Annotated in this window: 14 protein-coding genes; 8 read left to right on the top strand and 6 right to left on the bottom strand. The window is 56.9% G+C overall.

The window, feature by feature from the left end:
* Nucleotides 1-103 precede the first annotated feature (103 nt).
* A complete protein-coding gene (gene mvaT, locus RGU44_RS14975) occupies nt 104-481 on the bottom strand; it encodes a histone-like nucleoid-structuring protein MvaT (RefSeq protein ID WP_322181685.1) in 378 nt (125 codons plus the stop codon).
* A 361-nt stretch (nt 482-842) separates the two neighbouring features.
* On the opposite strand from mvaT, the gene purU reads away from it, so the two are divergent.
* Together purU and RGU44_RS14965 are read left to right on the top strand one after the other, a co-directional pair.
* A complete protein-coding gene (purU, locus tag RGU44_RS14970; protein WP_322181683.1) occupies nt 843-1694 on the top strand; it encodes a formyltetrahydrofolate deformylase in 852 nt (283 codons plus the stop codon).
* A gap of 101 nt (nt 1695-1795) precedes the next feature.
* Nucleotides 1796-1978, top strand: a complete 183-nt coding sequence (locus RGU44_RS14965) for a hypothetical protein (protein WP_322217884.1) — start codon at nt 1796-1798, stop codon at nt 1976-1978.
* Here the strand turns inward: RGU44_RS14965 and RGU44_RS14960 are convergent, their stop codons facing one another.
* The 5 genes from RGU44_RS14960 to RGU44_RS14940 all read right to left on the bottom strand — a co-directional run bounded on the left by RGU44_RS14960 (nt 1979) and on the right by RGU44_RS14940 (nt 6951).
* Nucleotides 1979-2974, bottom strand: a complete 996-nt coding sequence (locus RGU44_RS14960) for a lysylphosphatidylglycerol synthase transmembrane domain-containing protein (RefSeq protein WP_322181678.1) — start codon at nt 2972-2974, stop codon at nt 1979-1981.
* Nucleotides 2971-3741 (bottom strand): polysaccharide deacetylase family protein, encoded by a 771-nt coding sequence (locus RGU44_RS14955; RefSeq protein WP_322181675.1) that lies wholly within the window; start codon nt 3739-3741, stop codon nt 2971-2973. Before RGU44_RS14955 ends, RGU44_RS14960 begins: the two co-directional genes overlap by 4 nt.
* Nucleotides 3734-4846 carry a glycosyltransferase family 1 protein gene (locus RGU44_RS14950; RefSeq protein ID WP_322217882.1) on the bottom strand — a complete coding sequence of 371 codons (1113 nt, stop codon included), beginning with the start codon at nt 4844-4846 and terminating at the stop codon, nt 3734-3736. The genes RGU44_RS14955 and RGU44_RS14950 overlap by 8 nt, the downstream gene beginning before the upstream one ends.
* A 194-nt stretch (nt 4847-5040) precedes the next feature.
* Nucleotides 5041-6513, bottom strand: a complete 1473-nt coding sequence (locus tag RGU44_RS14945; RefSeq protein WP_322181673.1) for an inorganic phosphate transporter — start codon at nt 6511-6513, stop codon at nt 5041-5043.
* Nucleotides 6514-6753: 240 nt separating this feature from the next.
* Nucleotides 6754-6951, bottom strand: a complete 198-nt coding sequence (locus RGU44_RS14940; RefSeq protein ID WP_219062180.1) for a hypothetical protein — start codon at nt 6949-6951, stop codon at nt 6754-6756.
* A gap of 902 nt (nt 6952-7853) precedes the next feature.
* Between RGU44_RS14940 and pcaR the strand changes: the two genes are divergently transcribed.
* From pcaR to pcaD, 6 genes are all read left to right on the top strand, one after another.
* Nucleotides 7854-8696, top strand: coding sequence for a pca regulon transcriptional regulator PcaR (gene pcaR / locus RGU44_RS14935; RefSeq protein WP_219062179.1), 843 nt, complete (start codon nt 7854-7856; stop codon nt 8694-8696).
* Between the two features lie 207 nt (nt 8697-8903).
* Nucleotides 8904-9761, top strand: a complete 858-nt coding sequence (locus RGU44_RS14930) for a CoA transferase subunit A (RefSeq protein WP_322181670.1) — start codon at nt 8904-8906, stop codon at nt 9759-9761.
* Nucleotides 9762-10541 carry a CoA-transferase subunit beta gene (locus RGU44_RS14925; protein ID WP_322181668.1) on the top strand — a complete coding sequence of 260 codons (780 nt, stop codon included), beginning with the start codon at nt 9762-9764 and terminating at the stop codon, nt 10539-10541.
* Complete coding sequence (pcaF, locus tag RGU44_RS14920) at nt 10538-11743, top strand: 3-oxoadipyl-CoA thiolase (RefSeq protein ID WP_322217880.1); 1206 nt, start codon at nt 10538-10540, stop codon at nt 11741-11743. Before RGU44_RS14925 ends, pcaF begins: the two co-directional genes overlap by 4 nt.
* 138 nt (nt 11744-11881) lie before the next feature.
* Complete coding sequence (locus RGU44_RS14915) at nt 11882-13195, top strand: MFS family transporter (RefSeq protein WP_322217878.1); 1314 nt, start codon at nt 11882-11884, stop codon at nt 13193-13195.
* A gap of 75 nt (nt 13196-13270) precedes the next feature.
* Nucleotides 13271-14059 (top strand): 3-oxoadipate enol-lactonase, encoded by a 789-nt coding sequence (gene pcaD, locus RGU44_RS14910; RefSeq protein ID WP_322217875.1) that lies wholly within the window; start codon nt 13271-13273, stop codon nt 14057-14059.
* The last annotated feature ends 52 nt before the right edge of the window (nt 14060-14111 follow it).

Genomic DNA, 14111 nt, shown 5'->3' with positions numbered 1-14111 from the left:
GGACATTTTCTGTAATGCGTGGCAGGCCATAAACGGCTCATAAAAAAACGCCAGCAAGCTGGCGTTTTTTTATGAGCCGTCATTGCTGACGACCGGTGTTCACTTAGCCCAGCAGAGTTGCCCAGCCTTCAACTACATCACCACCCCACTTGGCTTTCCACTCTTTCAGAGTCTTGTGGTTGCCGCCTTTGGTTTCAATGACTTCGCCGTTGTGCGGGTTCTTGTACTGCTTGACCTTGCGCGCACGCTTGGTGCCGGTAGTCTTCACGGCGCCGCGAGGAGTCTTGCTAACTTTGGACTCTGGATCAAGCAAGGCGATGATGTCGCGCAGCGATTTTTGATATTCGCCCATCAGGGTGCGCAGCTTGCCTTCAAATTCAAGCTCAGTTTGCAGTTTGTCGTCTTGCGACAGACTTTTCAAACGGGCTTGCAGTTCTTTGATGGCTTCTTCTGTGGCACGGTATTCGTTGATCAGGGACATGAAGGGGTACCTTATGTTCAGAGGGTGGCAGGGACGCAGTGATGCAATAATAGTCAGACAGTTTGATCAAGTAAACATTAAAGAAAAGTTTTAGGGCAATTATTTATAAAATAGGCCCTGCGCAACAGTGCGACGACATTAGATGTTGTACCGTGGGCGCTGAAGGATATCGCCATAATGGCCCTTTCTAATGCAGGGCATTAGTCGGTGCTGAGTAGACAGCTATCATGGAAAGCGGCGCTGCCTGAGGACGCGGGCCCCAATGACCTCGGCGGTTTCAGACTCGGCGAGAGGAGTACTGCAGTTTCTCTGCGTAATCGCTAGAATGGCGGCCTTTGCGAAGTTCTGGAGTTTTTCCCTCATGCGCACTTTTCGGCTGGTGATTGCTTGCCCGGACCGCGTCGGCATCGTTGCTAAAGTCAGTAACTTTTTGGCCGCCTATAATGGCTGGATTACCGAGGCGAGCCATCACTCGGACAATCTCAGTGGTTGGTTCTTTATGCGTCACGAGATTCGTGCCGACACAGTCCCCCTGGAACTTGAAGAATTTCGCAAGGCGTTCACGCCGATTGCCGAAGAGTTCTCCATGGACTGGCGCGTGACGGACTCGGCGCAGAAAAAGCGCGTGGTGTTGATGGCCAGTCGTGAATCGCACTGTCTGGCAGATCTTCTACACCGCTGGCACACCGATGAACTGGATTGCGAAATCGCCTGTGTGATTTCCAACCATGAAGACCTGCGCAGCATGGTCGAGTGGCATAACATCCCTTATTACCATGTTCCGGTGGACTCAAAGGACAAGGAGCCGGCGTTCGCCGAAGTCTCGCGTCTGGTCAAGCACCATGAGGCGGACGTAGTCGTGCTGGCGCGTTACATGCAAATTCTGCCGCCGCAATTGTGCCGTGAATATGCGCATCGGGTGATCAACATCCACCACAGCTTCCTACCGTCGTTCGTGGGGGCCAAGCCCTACCACCAGGCTTCGCTACGTGGCGTGAAGCTGATTGGTGCGACCTGTCACTACGTGACTGAAGAACTCGACGCGGGGCCGATCATCGAGCAGGACGTGGTACGCGTCAGCCACCGTGACAGCATCGAAAATATGGTGCGCTTCGGTCGCGACGTGGAAAAGATGGTGTTGGCTCGCGGGCTTCGTTACCACCTGGAAGATCGGGTACTGGTGCATCACAACAAGACGGTCGTGTTCGACTAGTCTCAAGTACCTGGCTTACTGCCATTCGCGAATAAATCCGCTCTCACACAGGTTTGCTGTGGGGTGAGTTTATTCGCGAAGGCATAGCGATGGAGGCGAAGATGACCGATCCACTCGACAAAGCCACATCGAGAGCACCGCCCACGCTTGGCGAGGGCTGCCTGAGTCGTTATGACCCGGAGGCGCTGGTTCTGGAGGACGGTGCGGACTTCAACGGTGCCGCCGAGCTTTGGCGGCAATTGCAGCAAGCGCCTGAGGCGCCAACGGGCACACCGAAAAAATAATCAGGCGTGTTTGAGGCGTATCAGCTTGTTCAGCAACGGTCGTCCGACCAATAGTAAAAACACCGGCCCACCGGCGATCAAGTAGAAGTAGTACGTCACCGCCCGCCAGATCAGGATCGCCGCAGCTGCCGTGGACTTACCCACCATGGGGGCCAGCAGTGCCGCCGATGTCAGTTCTGCAGCGCCTGCGCCACCCGGCAACAGGCTCAGTTGCCCCGCACTCAGTGACAGCATTTGAATCAGAAAACTCCAGGCCCACGCTATGTCCACGCCCAAACCATGCAAGGCGAGATACAACACGCTGTAACGCAAGCCCCAATGCAGGCAGGTCAGCACGAACACCTGCGCCAGTTTTTGCCGAGGCATCTTCAGCGTGTCGACAAACGCATCACGAAAATGCAGCAGTTTGCGTGCCCAGTGCCGACGAGTCGTGGCACTGGTGTTGACGCGTTTGAGCAGGCCCCCGTTGAGTTTGATGATCTGCCGATGGTAGCGGGCGAAGCCGATGCCCAGGCACAATCCGCCAAGCATCAGAATCACACTCAGGCTGAGCATCCACTCCAGCTTCTGACTGAGTTCGTGAAACAGTGCATACAGCAGAATGCCAAGCAGGGCACACAGGAAGAACAGCAGATCACTGAGTTGGTCAGTGGCGAAGACCGCGCTGCTTTTAGCCGGGCGTATGCCATTGCGCGACAGCAATGTCATTAATGTCAGTGGCCCGCCACTGCCGCCCGGCGTTGCGCAAATCGCGAACTCGGTGGCTATGACCACCCCGAGGCTTTTCAGCGGACTTAGCCCGCCCACGCTGTCACCCAGCAATAGACGCAAGCGTAGCGAGTTCAGGCCCCAGCACGCGGCGATCATGCCAAGCATTCCCAATAGCAGGTCCAGAGGGAAGCTGCGCAGGCGCAGGAACATCTCACTGCCACCCAACACAAGCGGAATCAGGAGGGCGGCGAGCAGCCCTGCCAATAACCAGGCAAGTCGTTTCACGCGGCTGACCTCATGGCTGGATGCTGTGTGGCAAGCCAGTGTGCCTTGGTCATGGGCGTACGGCCGCTCTGGATCAGTCGTTGCAGGATTTGTAGCCAGTAGCGGCGGGCATACTCATGGCGCATGTCGACCGGGTGTAAGCCCAATCGAATGGTCGATGCCGCCTGAAACCTGTGTTCGAGGTGCCCGCTGAGGATTTTCGACACGCCGCGACGCCAAGGGCTGCGGGCACTCCAGACAATGCCCGGCGCTTCAATCCGGGCGAAGTCCGGCAGCCGATACAAATGCTGAGCATCGCTGGTGTAGTGCAGAGGCAAGCTGCGCAAGGCGTCTCGCGTGCCCTCACTCATCAGCCAGGCGGGGGCAATGAACCCATGGAGCGGCCAGCCTAAGCGCTGAAATAATTCGATTCCGGCATGCAGTCGTACCAACGCCTCATCCCGGTCCAGAGCATAAAACTCGCCTTCCCACGTGAAAATGCGCCGCATGAAATAGTCGCGCGGTGTGCGCGGCGGCGGGCTATCGTCGCAATGGTAGTAGCCATGCAGCGCCAGTTCATCGCCGTGGGCAATACGAGTTTCCAGCACGCGCTGAAAGTGATTGTCAGTGCTTACCGCATTGCGTTTATGAAAGTCGGGAACCACTAACAGAGTCATTGGGATATTGCCCAAAGCGTCTATGGCTTGAACAAATGGCTGGTAATCGGTCCAGGTTTCGGGCGCCACATCATGAAGCACCAACAATACGCTACGTTCGATGTCAGCCATGAGCGAGCACCGGTAAGCGGCTGCCCAGGACAGCTTGATAGTGTTCAAGCAGGCCCTCGACCACAGTGTCCCACGCGTATCGCTGTTCTACGTGCTGTCGCGCCTGGTAGCCTTTTTGCACGCTGTTGTGGCTGAATAATTCTCGTACGGCGCTGGCCATTGACAATGGATTGTTCGGCTCGCAGAGCAGGCCGCACGCTTCAGGGACGATTTCGGAAAAGGCGCCAGCAGCCACAGCAATGACGGGAATGCCGCTGGCCATGGCTTCGAGAATCACCAGGCCAAAGGTTTCCTGATCGCCTGCATGCAGTAAGGCGTCGGCGCTGGCCAACAAACGGGCGATTTCGCTGGCGGGGCAGAAATGACCGATGACCGACACATTGTCCGGAACTGCATCTGGCATGTGCGAGCCGACCAACAACAGGTGATAGCCAGCGCCCAGTCGTTTCATGCAGTCGAGCAGCACGGGCAGGTTTTTTTCACGCGATCCGCGTCCGGCGAAAATCAGCAAACGGGTGTCTTCGTTGAGGCCTAGCTCGGCTTTAAGGCATGGATCGCGAAGGGTTGGTGTAAATGTCACAAGGTCCACGCCCAGCGGTTGCATGTGCACATTCTCGACGCCCAATCGGATCAACTTGTCGGCCATGATGGTGCTGGGCGCCAAGACCCGGTCGAAATTGTTATACAACTTGCTGACGTAGGTCTCGACATTAGTGCCGAGCCAATTACCGATGCGATTACTGACCAGCAGTGGTAAATCCGAGTGATAGAAACCAATGACCGGTACATCCAGTTGGCGACGCGCGTCCAGTGCGGCCCATGCGGTTAAATAGGGATCGCCGACTTCGATCACGTCGGGCTGCAGATCTTTCAGGACATTGCGCCACGGTGCGAGGCGGAGAGGGAAGCGATAGCCGTTACCGAAGGGCAGGGCCGGCGCCGGTACCTTATAAATGCCGTCTTTGTGGCTCAGGCTGGCGCCGGGGATCAAGAGGCTGTGACGAACGCCTGAATAACGTCCCAAACGACGATGTTTTGCATCTAGATAAGTGCGCACGCCACCGCTGGCTGGTGCGTAGAACATGGTCATGTCAGCGATATGCACGGCAATCCCTCCGCAGCGTGGTTGTTCCTAAGGTTGACCACTGAGAAGAATAGATGTTCGGTGCAAAAAGGTGAGGCGCTGGTGTGGCAGCACCAAAATTAAACGTTCGGTGCTACTTTGTTTGATCGCTGAGAATCCAGGCTGACAGGCCAATAAAAAGCGCCGAACAGGGCGCTTTTCTTGAGTCTTACTGTTTAAGCCAACACTTTTGACGCCACCCAGAACAAGCCAGCCGACAGTGCGATGGTCGCTGGCAGGGTCAAGACCCAGGCCAGGATAATGGCGCGCACCGTGCCGCCTTGCAAACCGCTTTTGTTTGCGACCATGGTCCCGGCAACGCCAGAGGACAGGATATGGGTGGTCGAAACCGGCAGACTGAAAACGTTAGCCAGGCCGATCGCGCAGGTGGTGGTGATCTGTGCCGACATGCCTTGGGCATAGGTCATGCCTTGCTTGCCGATTTTTTCACCTATGGTCAGTACCACGCGTTTCCAGCCAATCATGGTGCCCAGGCCCAACGCTAGGGCGACGGCAAGAATGACCCAGAACGGCGCATATTCAGTGGTCGCCGTCAGGTCCTTGCGCAGCTTCTCAAGGTCGGATTTTTCACGAGGTGCCAAGTTGGAAAGTTTGCCGACTTTTCGGGCAGTGTCATCCATGCAGAGCAGGTAGCGACGCACTTCGATGCGGCTTTCAGTCGACAGAGCGTGATAATCGACGACACCTTTAAGCGTGCTGAGCAGGGCGTTGATGGTCGGCTCGGTTTGCGTCGGGTTACAGCTGAAGCGCTCCGGCAAGTCGCCATCCTTCGATTTGCCCAAGGCCAGGAACTCACTCAGGGTGTCGGTGTTGCGCTGATAGAACTGGCTCAGGTGCAGGGTTGCATCCCGGGTCCGTTCGATCTGATAGGTGGTGCTGCTCAGGTCGAGAACGAACTGGCTTGGTACGATACCAATCAAGACCAACATGATCAGGCCGATACCCTTCTGACCGTCGTTGGAGCCGTGTACGAAACTGACGGTCATGGCGGAAACCACCAATACCAGACGGTTCCAGAAAGGCGGGTGTTTTTTGTCATCGATCTTGCGGCGCTGCTCCGGCGTTTTGTGCATCTTGGACAGCGGGCGCCACCATCTCAGAATGAGCAACACCAAACCGGCAACGATGAAGCCTGCCAGCGGCGAAAAGATCAGCGACGCACCGATGTCGATCGCTTTTTGCCAGTTCACGCCGTCGGCCAGCGGAATGCCGGTAATCAATGCGTTGGCGAGCCCGACTCCCAGAATAGAGCCGATCAGAGTGTGCGAGCTGGATGCCGGAATCCCGAAATACCAGGTGCCGAGGTTCCAGGTAATCGCCGCCGCGAGCAGCGAGAACACCATGGCCAGGCCATGGCCGGTGTTTACGTTGATCAGCAGTTCGACGGGCAGCAAGTGGACGATGGCGTAGGCCACGCCTACACCGCCCAGCAATACACCCAGAAAGTTGAACAAACCGGAAAAGAATACGGCCAGGTTGGGCGGCATGGCTTTGGTGTAGATGACAGTAGCTACCGCGTTAGCGGTGTCATGAAAGCCGTTGATGAACTCGAACGTGAGAACGAAGGCCAGGGCAAGCAGCAAGCTCACAAGCACCCAAGCATCTAGCCCGCTGAATAAATCGATCATGAAAATCTTCTGACCCGGTCGTAAGGGGGCGTGATTATGCCAGAAAACCCTATAAATCGATGCACTTGCTGCTCATTGGTTACATCATTAAACGAAATGGATGGCCACAGCTACCGCCCCAAAGGGCTGTCGGGAAGACAGCCTTTGGTTCAAAGTTGCCTCAAACCTCAGTAAAAACGAGCTCTGCGCCCATCAAGAAGGTGGCGCACCGTAAACCGCTACTGATTTTAGCCGCAAAGGCTAAGGTTCTTCCTTGAGGTCTTTTTCCATTTTTTGCAGTTCTTGCTTGAACGCCTGATCGAGAAGGCTGGCTCTTTTGCGCCAAGGCTTACGTTCGGGCTCTGGTTGTGCGGCGTAGGTGGTGACTTCCCCGCCGTATACATCCTTGTAACGTTGTTCCTGGCGCTCAAGTTCCACGCGCAGTTCATCTTTCGTCACAGTGTTACCTAATAATGTCGAGATTAATTCCGGTGACAGCGCAGAGCGCGGGAAGTGCTTACACCGGCGATGTCCAGTCTGCCGGGCTGTTTAAACAGTCGGACATTCCTTTACACACTACGTGTAAATACCTTCTTGCTGCTCGCGGCTACGGGCACCAGAAAAAACAGCTGTCGTAGCAACAGATATGGATTACAAGCGCGGTGGCTATCAATGGCTCGGTATCTCATCCGCGGACTGTCTGGATCGTGCACCGGGTCAGTGCAGGGTCCACGTGACTGGATCCACGCTTAGCGCGCTGGAGTTTCAATCACTGCGGGGCATTATAGCCAGTCAACCGAAGAACACTATCTCCAAGATGTTCGGTGCCGTCAACTTTATGTGCGCGATTGTTACGATATGTCTTCCATCAGTACTCTTTTTCTGTACGACAGTTCTGAAGTTTAGACAGCGATTGAATACCACTACAACTTCATGCCCGGGCCACAGACTGTTTCCAATTGAGGATGATCAGTAGGGGCACGGGTATAAGCCACGGTTTTTGTGGCACAGAGCGCAGGGGCAGACAGGGCGCATCAGAAACAATAGCGCAGCGGTTCTCCCGTGGTGCCGGAAGAGGCTGCGTATCGGGTAGCGTTGCGCTCGTGTACGGCGCTGAAAGAAAACGGCCTCGCTTCGTGGGCAAGGCCGTACCAATGGACTTCTCGTGGGTACCTGACCAGTATTTCCAAGAAGCCACTTAAGCGGCGAGTGAAAGGTATAAGGATAAAGGCGATGGGTCAATTGCGATTATCGGTCATTGGTTCGATAATCGCCCGAGACGGGCCCGATGAATTCCTTAGTGAAACGTTGTGAAGGGCTTTGTATCCGGCCTGAAAAGGCGTCGATAGGCGGTGTTTGGGATGAACGATCAACTGCGCAACTCATTTGCCTCGCTGGCGCCGCCGATTGTGGCGTCACCGGCCAAGCGGATTCAGGCGCTGACCGGCGACCCGGATTTCATGACGTCCCTGGCCAGAGGTTTGGCGGTGATCCATGCCTTTCAGGAGCGTAAGCGTCAATTGACGATTGCCCAGATCAGCCATCGCACGGAAATCCCCCGCGCGGCGGTACGCCGTTGCCTGCATACGTTGATCAAGCTGGGCTACGCCACCAGTGATGGCCGGACCTACTCGCTGTTGCCTAAAGTGCTGACGTTGGGGCATGCCTATCTATCATCGACGCCGCTTGCGATCTCGGCCCAGCCTTATCTGGACCGCATGAGCGATCAATTGCATGAGGCCTGCAACATGGCGACCCTCGAAGGCGACGATATTCTGTATATAGCCCGCTCGGCCACGACCCAGCGATTGATCTCGGTGGACCTCTCGGTGGGCGGACGGTTACCCGCCTATTGCACGTCCATGGGGCGCATTCTGTTGGCCGCGCTGGACGATGTTTCGCTCGGTGAATACCTCGATCACGTCGACCTGCAACCTAAAACCAGTCGCACGTTATCGACACCCGAGGACTTGTTGGAATGCCTGCAGCAGGTTCGCCAGCAGGGCTGGTGCATCGTTGACCAGGAACTCGAGCAAGGCCTGCGCTCGATTGCCGTCCCTGTATATGACGCCTCCGGCCAAGTGTTGGCCGCACTCAACGTCAGCACCAGCGCTGGACGCGTGGCCCGCAGTGAATTGGAGCAACGCTTTCTGCCGATCATGCTCGATGCCAGCCGCGATTTGAGTACACAGCTATTTACCTGACATTTTGAATACAGGGTGCCTGTTCGATCTCTTCGCGAAGAGCGGGCACTTTCAGCCTTCAGTCGCCTTCTTTAATTTGTGCGATTAACGAACGGTTAGTCGATTATCGGATTGTTTGCCCCTTCGCTCAGGCATAACCTGATTCGCATTCCAGCGCAGCTCACTTGCGCTATTTATTGATTGTGATGCGAGATCGGGAGCAACTCCATGGCTGAAATTCTTTCTCTGCACGATGCCGTGAAGCAATTCGTCAACGATGGCGACATCGTTGCACTGGAAGGCTTCACCCATCTGATACCCACTGCTGCGGGCCACGAAATCATTCGTCAGGGTAAAAAAGACCTGACCCTGGTACGCATGACCCCCGACTTGATCTATGACCAATTGATCGGTGCTGGCTGTGCGAAAAAACTGATTTTCTCGTGGGGCGGCAACCCTGGTGTTGGCTCCTTGCATCGCTTGCGTGACGCGGTCGAGAAACAGTGGCCGCATGCGATGGAAATCGAAGAACACAGCCACGCGGACCTTGCCAACGCCTATGTTGCAGGTGCGTCCGGGCTGCCTTTCGCGGTGCTGCGGGCTTACGCCGGTTCCGACCTGCCCAAGGTCAACCCGATGATCAAAACGGTCACCTGCCCCTTCACCGGTGAAGTGCTGGCGGCGGTCCCTGCTATACGCCCGGACATCACCGTGATCCATGCGCAGAAAGCCGACCGTAAAGGCAACGTGCTGCTGTGGGGCATTCTGGGTGTGCAGAAAGAAGCGGCACTGGCGGCCAAGCGTTGCATCGTCACGGTTGAGGAGATCGTTGATGATCTCAAGGCCCCGATGAACGCTTGCGTACTGCCGACCTGGGCCCTGAGCGCCGTCTGCCTGGTCCCCGGTGGTGCGCATCCATCCTATGCCCATGGTTACTACGAGCGTGATAACCGCTTCTATCAAGCCTGGGACGCTATTGCCCGCGACCGTGACAGCTTCACTGCGTGGATTGCCGACTATATCCACGGCACCGCTGATTTCAATGAATTCAAAGCCCGGTTGGCTAGCGTTTCGGAGGCTCAATAAATGACGTACACCACCAATGAAATGATGACAGTCGCTGCAGCCCGTCGTTTGAAGAACGGCTCGGTCTGCTTCGTCGGCATCGGTCTGCCTTCCAAGGCCGCTAACCTGGCCCGCCTGACGTCCTCGCCGGATGTGGTGCTGATTTACGAATCCGGTCCGATCGGCGCCAAGCCGAACGTGCTGCCACTGTCGATTGGCGACGGCGAACTGGCGGAAACCGCCGACACTGTTGTCTCCACCGGTGAAATTTTTCGCTACTGGTTGCAAGGTGGCCGGGTCGACGTCGGTTTTCTGGGTGCCGCTCAGGTTGACCGCTTTGGCAACATCAACACCACCGTGGTGGGCGACTATCACAATCCGAAGGTCCGCTTGCCGGGAGCTGGCGGTGCGCCGGAGATTGCCGGTTCCGCGAAGCAGGTGTTGATCATCCTAAAGCAATCGGCGCGGGCGTTCGTCAACAAGCTCGACTTCATCACGTCTGTCGGTCACGGCGAAGGCGGGGATTCACGCAAGAGACTCGGTTTGCCCGGTGCCGGTCCGGTGGGGATCATCACCGATCTGTGCATCATGGAACCTGAAGCCGGTACCCATGAGTTCGTGGTCACGACCCTGCATCCAGGCGTGACTCGCGAGCAAGTCATCGCCGCCACCGGTTGGGAATTGCGCTTTGCCGAGAATGTCGTGTACTCGGCTGAACCTACCGAAACAGAATTGACCGCTTTGCGTGATCTGGAAGCGCGTACCGCCATCGCTCATGGTCAGGCACCGGGAGAAGCATGATGCGTGACGTTTATATCTGTGATGCGATTCGTACACCGATTGGCCGTTTTGGCGGTGGCCTGTCGACGGTGCGTGCCGATGACTTGGCTGCACTGCCGATCAAAGCGCTGATGGAGCGTAACCCGTCGGTGAACTGGGACGAGGTCGATGAAGTGTTTTTCGGCTGCGCGAATCAGGCCGGTGAAGACAACCGCAATGTGGCGCGTATGGCCGCTTTGTTGGCGGGCCTGCCGCAGAGCATTCCCGGGGTGACCCTCAACCGTCTTTGCGCCTCGGGCATGGACGCGGTCGGTACAGCCTTCCGCGCCATCGCCAGCGGTGAGATGGAGCTGGCGATTGCTGGCGGTGTTGAGTCGATGTCCCGCGCGCCTTTCGTCATGGGCAAGGCTGATGCCGCGTTTTCGCGCAACATGAAACTGGAAGACACCACCATTGGCTGGCGCTTCATCAACCCATTGATGAAGGCTCAGTACGGCGTCGATGCCATGCCGCAGACCGGCGACAACGTCGCTGATGACTATAAGATTTCTCGTGCTGATCAGGATGCTTTCGCCCTTCGCAGCCAACAGCGCACGGCCGTGGCTCAGGCCGCAGGCTATTTCGCTGAAGAAATCGTGCCGGTGCGTGTTACGCATAAAAAAGGCGAAACCATTGTCGCGCACGATGAACACCCTCGTGCCGATACCAGCCTGGAAACCCTGAGCAAGCTTAAACCGGTCAACGGGGCAGACAAGACCGTCACCGCTGGCAATGCTTCAGGCGTCAATGATGGCGCGGCAGCCATGATTCTGGCCTCTGCCGATGCCGTGAAAAAGCATGGTTTGACCGCCCGGGCTCGGGTGTTGGGGATGGCCAGCGCGGCAGTCGCTCCGCGCGTGATGGGCATTGGTCCGGTGCCTGCAGTTCGCAAACTGGTCGAGCGTCTTGGCTTGGCCGTGACTGATTTCGATGTGATCGAACTCAACGAAGCCTTCGCCAGCCAAGGCCTGGCTGTGTTGCGTGAACTGGGTCTCGCCGACGATGCTCCGCAGGTCAATCCCAACGGTGGGGCGATTGCGTTGGGTCATCCTTTGGGCATGAGTGGCGCACGTCTGATCCTGACGGCCCTGCATCAGCTGGAAAAAACCGGTGGCCGGAAAGGGCTCGCGACCATGTGCGTGGGGGTCGGGCAAGGCTTGGCGTTAGCCATCGAAAGAGTCTGATCACAACGTTTTAAAGCATCCAGGAAAGGACCGCCTCCACAAGAGTCGGACCCTCTTCTGGATGATTGCGTTTTGAGAGGTCAGTTGGTTACAGAATGTGTCTAGAATGGGGTAGTTACCCCTCAGAGTGAACTCCCAATGACAATAACAAGTACCACCGTCTCCGAGCCCGTGCATTACACCGGGGAGGAGCGTCGCAAGCGGATTTTTGCCATTGTCGGTGCCTCTTCGGGCAACTTGGTGGAGTGGTTCGACTTCTACGTCTACGCCTTCTGTGCCATTTATTTCGCGCCGGCCTTTTTCCCTTCCGATGACCCGACCGTGCAGTTGCTTAACACGGCGGGCGTGTTCGCCGCCGGTTTTCTGATGCGTCCGATCGGTGGCTGGCTGTTTGGCCGGGTGGCCGACAAGCATGGCCGCAAGAACTCCATGATGATCTCGGTACTGATGATGTGCGGTGGTTCACTGGTCATCGCCTGCCTGCCGACCTACGGCACGATTGGCGCGTGGGCACCGGCCTTGCTATTGGTCGCCAGGCTGTTCCAGGGGTTGTCCGTGGGTGGCGAATACGGCACCACGGCAACCTACATGAGCGAGGTTGCGCTCAAAGGGCAGCGCGGCTTTTTCGCTTCGTTCCAGTACGTGACCCTGATCGGCGGCCAGTTGCTGGCTGTGTTGACAGTGGTCATCCTGCAGCAGTTTCTCAGTACTGAAGAGCTGCGTGCGTATGGCTGGCGCATCCCGTTCGTGGTTGGCGCCATCGCAGCAGTGATTTCCCTGTTCCTGCGTCGCTCGCTCAAAGAAACCACGACGGCAGAAACGCGTAAGGACAAAGACGCCGGGAGCATGCGGGCGTTGTTCAGGGATCACAAAACGGCCTTTATCACCGTGCTCGGTTACACCGCCGGTGGCTCGCTGATTTTCTACACCTTTACCACCTACATGCAGAAATACCTGGTGAACACCGGGGGCATGGAAGCCAAAACCGCTAGTTACATCATGACCGGCGCGCTGTTCCTTTATATGTGCATGCAACCACTGTTCGGTATGTTGGCGGACAAGATCGGGCGCCGTAACTCGATGCTGTGGTTCGGCGCGCTGGGCACACTGTGTACGGTGCCGATTCTGATGACGCTGAAAACCACGACCAATCCGTTTATGGCGTTTCTCCTGATCACTCTGGCGCTGGCGATTGTCAGCTTCTACACCTCGATCAGCGGTCTGGTAAAAGCCGAGATGTTCCCGCCTCAAGTTCGTGCATTGGGTGTCGGCGTGGCCTATGCCGTGGCCAACGCGATCTTTGGTGGCTCGGCCGAATACGTCGCGCTGAACCTGAAGAATATGGGTATGGAGAGCAACTTCTACTGGTACGTGACCGTCATGATGGCGATCGCTTTCCTGTTCAGCCTGCGCCTGCCGAAACAACCGGCGTTTTTGCATCACGATCATTGATCCATCCGCGCGCGCCCGGAAGGGCGCGCGTCATTTAGATTATGCGTTCATGTAACGTGCCCGAAGGAGGCTGCTGTGGGATTTGTACAACTTGCCGATGGTCAACTGCACTATCAACTTGATGGCCCGAAAGATGCGCCGGTACTGGTCTTGTCCAATTCGTTGGGCACCGACCTGCATATGTGGGACACCCAGTTGCCGACCTTCGGCAAATACTTCCGTGTCCTGCGCTACGACACCCGCGGGCACGGTCGCTCGCTGGTGACGCCGGGCCCCTACAGCATCGAACAATTGGGTCAAGATGTGCTGGCGTTGCTCGACGGGCTGAAGATTGAACAGGTGCATTTTTGCGGTTTGTCCATGGGCGGCCTGATTGGCCAATGGCTGGGTATCCATGCCAACGAGCGGCTGCACAAGCTGGTGCTATGCAACACCGCGGCTAAGATCGGCGGTCCCGAGACCTGGGATCCGCGAATTGAAACGGTGCTGCGCGATGGCCCGGCGGCTATGGTCGCGTTGCGTGATGCGTCAATCGCACGCTGGTTCACGCCTGAGTACGCCGCCGCCAACCCGGATCAGGCCAAGCGCATTACCGATATGCTCGCGGCGACTTCGCCCGAAGGTTATGCCGCAAACTGCGCCGCCGTGCGCGATGCGGATTTCCGAGAGGATCTGGGGTCGATCAGCGCGCCGACACTGATCATCTCCGGTATCCACGACCCGGTGACGCCGCCTGCGGGTGGGCGTTTTATCCACGACCATATCGATGGCGCCGAGTACGAAGAAGTCCACGCGGCGCACCTGTCCAACGTAGAGGCGGGCGAGGTGTTTACCAGTCGGGTGTTGGCGTTTTTGTTGAGCTGAGCAGGATTGAGGCAACGAGGTTTCAGCCGCTCATAAAAAACCCACCAGACGG

Origin of the sequence: Pseudomonas sp. 5C2 (genome assembly GCF_034314155.1) — a bacterium.
Classification (GTDB): Bacteria; Pseudomonadota; Gammaproteobacteria; order Pseudomonadales; family Pseudomonadaceae; genus Aquipseudomonas.
This window is presented reverse-complemented; position numbering and strand designations above follow the sequence as displayed.